General features: G+C 51.5%; 2 tRNA genes and 1 rRNA gene. All 3 read right to left on the bottom strand.

Features of this window, described 5'->3' with window-relative positions:
* Positions 1-26: 26 nt before the first annotated feature.
* A 23S ribosomal RNA gene (locus RYC17_RS26765) occupies positions 27-2,919 on the bottom strand.
* Positions 2,920-3,159: 240 nt separating this feature from the next.
* A tRNA-Ala gene (locus RYC17_RS26760) sits at positions 3,160-3,235 on the bottom strand.
* 55 nt (positions 3,236-3,290) lie between these two features.
* A tRNA-Ile gene (locus RYC17_RS26755) sits at positions 3,291-3,367 on the bottom strand.
* Positions 3,368-3,454 lie beyond the last annotated feature (87 nt).

Genomic DNA, 3,454 nt, shown 5'->3' with positions numbered 1-3,454 from the left:
TTCGACTCAAATTGCTTGGGTGTTATATGGTCAAGCCTCACGGGCAATTAGTATTGGTTAGCTCAACGCCTCACAGCGCTTACACACCCAACCTATCAACGTCGTAGTCTTCGACGGCCCTTTAGGGAACTCAAGGTTCCAGTGAGATCTCATCTTGAGGCAAGTTTCCCGCTTAGATGCTTTCAGCGGTTATCTTTTCCGAACATAGCTACCCGGCAATGCCACTGGCGTGACAACCGGAACACCAGAGGTTCGTCCACTCCGGTCCTCTCGTACTAGGAGCAGCCCCTCTCAAATCTCAAACGTCCACGGCAGATAGGGACCGAACTGTCTCACGACGTTCTAAACCCAGCTCGCGTACCACTTTAAATGGCGAACAGCCATACCCTTGGGACCGGCTTCAGCCCCAGGATGTGATGAGCCGACATCGAGGTGCCAAACACCGCCGTCGATATGAACTCTTGGGCGGTATCAGCCTGTTATCCCCGGAGTACCTTTTATCCGTTGAGCGATGGCCCTTCCATACAGAACCACCGGATCACTAAGACCTACTTTCGTACCTGCTCGACGTGTCTGTCTCGCAGTCAAGCGCGCTTTTGCCTTTATACTCTACGACCGATTTCCGACCGGTCTGAGCGCACCTTCGTACTCCTCCGTTACTCTTTAGGAGGAGACCGCCCCAGTCAAACTACCCACCATACACTGTCCTCGATCCGGATAACGGACCTGAGTTAGAACCTCAAAGTTGCCAGGGTGGTATTTCAAGGTTGGCTCCACGCAGACTGGCGTCCACGCTTCAAAGCCTCCCACCTATCCTACACAAGCAAATTCAAAGTCCAGTGCAAAGCTATAGTAAAGGTTCACGGGGTCTTTCCGTCTAGCCGCGGATACACTGCATCTTCACAGCGATTTCAATTTCACTGAGTCTCGGGTGGAGACAGCGCCGCCATCGTTACGCCATTCGTGCAGGTCGGAACTTACCCGACAAGGAATTTCGCTACCTTAGGACCGTTATAGTTACGGCCGCCGTTTACCGGGGCTTCGATCAAGAGCTTCGCTTGCGCTAACCCCATCAATTAACCTTCCGGCACCGGGCAGGCGTCACACCCTATACGTCCACTTTCGTGTTTGCAGAGTGCTGTGTTTTTAATAAACAGTCGCAGCGGCCTGGTATCTTCGACCGGCGTGGGCTTACGCAGTAAATGCTTCACCCTCACCGGCGCACCTTCTCCCGAAGTTACGGTGCCATTTTGCCTAGTTCCTTCACCCGAGTTCTCTCAAGCGCCTTGGTATTCTCTACCCAACCACCTGTGTCGGTTTGGGGTACGGTTCCTGGTTACCTGAAGCTTAGAAGCTTTTCTTGGAAGCATGGCATCAACCACTTCGTGTTCTAAAGAACACTCGTCATCAGCTCTCGGCCTTGAGATCCCGGATTTACCTAAGATCTCAGCCTACCACCTTAAACCTGGACAACCAACGCCAGGCTGGCCTAGCCTTCTCCGTCCCTCCATCGCAATAACCAGAAGTACAGGAATATTAACCTGTTTTCCATCGACTACGCTTTTCAGCCTCGCCTTAGGGACCGACTAACCCTGCGTCGATTAACGTTGCGCAGGAAACCTTGGTCTTTCGGCGTGGGTGTTTTTCACACCCATTGTCGTTACTCATGTCAGCATTCGCACTTCTGATACCTCCAGCAAGCTTCTCAACTCACCTTCACAGGCTTACAGAACGCTCCTCTACCGCATCATCAAAAGATGATACCCGTAGCTTCGGTGCATGGTTTGAGCCCCGTTACATCTTCCGCGCAGGCCGACTCGACTAGTGAGCTATTACGCTTTCTTTAAAGGGTGGCTGCTTCTAAGCCAACCTCCTAGCTGTCTAAGCCTTCCCACATCGTTTCCCACTTAACCATGACTTTGGGACCTTAGCTGACGGTCTGGGTTGTTTCCCTTTTCACGACGGACGTTAGCACCCGCCGTGTGTCTCCCATGCTCGGCACTTGTAGGTATTCGGAGTTTGCATCGGTTTGGTAAGTCGGGATGACCCCCTAGCCGAAACAGTGCTCTACCCCCTACAGTGATACATGAGGCGCTACCTAAATAGCTTTCGAGGAGAACCAGCTATCTCCGAGCTTGATTAGCCTTTCACTCCGATCCACAGGTCATCCGCTAACTTTTCAACGGTAGTCGGTTCGGTCCTCCAGTTAGTGTTACCCAACCTTCAACCTGCCCATGGATAGATCGCCCGGTTTCGGGTCTATTCCCAGCGACTAGACGCCCTATTAAGACTCGCTTTCGCTACGCCTCCCCTATTCGGTTAAGCTCGCCACTGAAAATAAGTCGCTGACCCATTATACAAAAGGTACGCAGTCACCCAACAAAGTGGGCTCCCACTGCTTGTACGCATACGGTTTCAGGATCTATTTCACTCCGCTCTCCGCGGTTCTTTTCGCCTTTCCCTCACGGTACTGGTTCACTATCGGTCAGTCAGTAGTATTTAGCCTTGGAGGATGGTCCCCCCATATTCAGACAAGGTTTCTCGTGCCCCGTCCTACTCGATTTCATTGCAAAGGGATTTTCGCGTACAGGGCTATCACCCACTATGGCCGTCCTTTCCAGAACGTTCCGCTAATCTCAATACAACTTAAGGGCTGGTCCCCGTTCGCTCGCCACTACTAAGGGAATCTCGGTTGATTTCTTTTCCTCAGGGTACTTAGATGTTTCAGTTCCCCTGGTTCGCCTCTTGCACCTATGTATTCAGTACAAGATAACCATCTTATGATGGCTGGGTTCCCCCATTCAGACATCTCCGGATCACAGTCTGTTTGCCGACTCCCCGAAGCTTTTCGCAGGCTACCACGTCTTTCATCGCCTCTGACTGCCAAGGCATCCACCGTATGCGCTTCTTCACTTGACCATATAACCCCAAGCAATCTGGTTATACTGTGAAGACGACATTCGCCGAAAGTTTGCATTTCACAAACTTTACCTTAGCCCGGACACACACCAGTGAAAGAGGTGCCCGGTCTATTTCTTTCTATCACATACCCAAATTTTTAAAGAACGATCTAATCAAAGACTAGAAATCAACATTCATGCATTGATCGTCAGGATCAATGGAATGCTCATTTCTAAGCTTTCAAACAGAAGCAGTAAGTGGTGGAGCCAAGCGGGATCGAACCGCTGACCTCCTGCGTGCAAGGCAGGCGCTCTCCCAGCTGAGCTATGGCCCCGTATTTCTACATACCGTGGAGGCGTCTACTCTGACCAGCTATCTCACCAGTAAACTGGTGGGTCTGGGCAGATTCGAACTGCCGACCTCACCCTTATCAGGGGTGCGCTCTAACCAACTGAGCTACAGACCCGAACTCGGGCGCTGCTTCTAATCGTCTTCTTCAATGAATCAAGCAATTCGTGTGGGTGCTTATGGCGCAGCTGAGTCGTCGATTAAG

Source organism: Pseudomonas syringae group sp. J248-6, from assembly GCF_032586995.1.
GTDB classification, from domain to species: Bacteria; Pseudomonadota; Gammaproteobacteria; order Pseudomonadales; family Pseudomonadaceae; genus Aquipseudomonas; species Aquipseudomonas amygdali.
The sequence above is the reverse complement of the archived record's forward strand: the minus strand, read 5'-3'. Positions and strand labels throughout refer to the sequence as shown.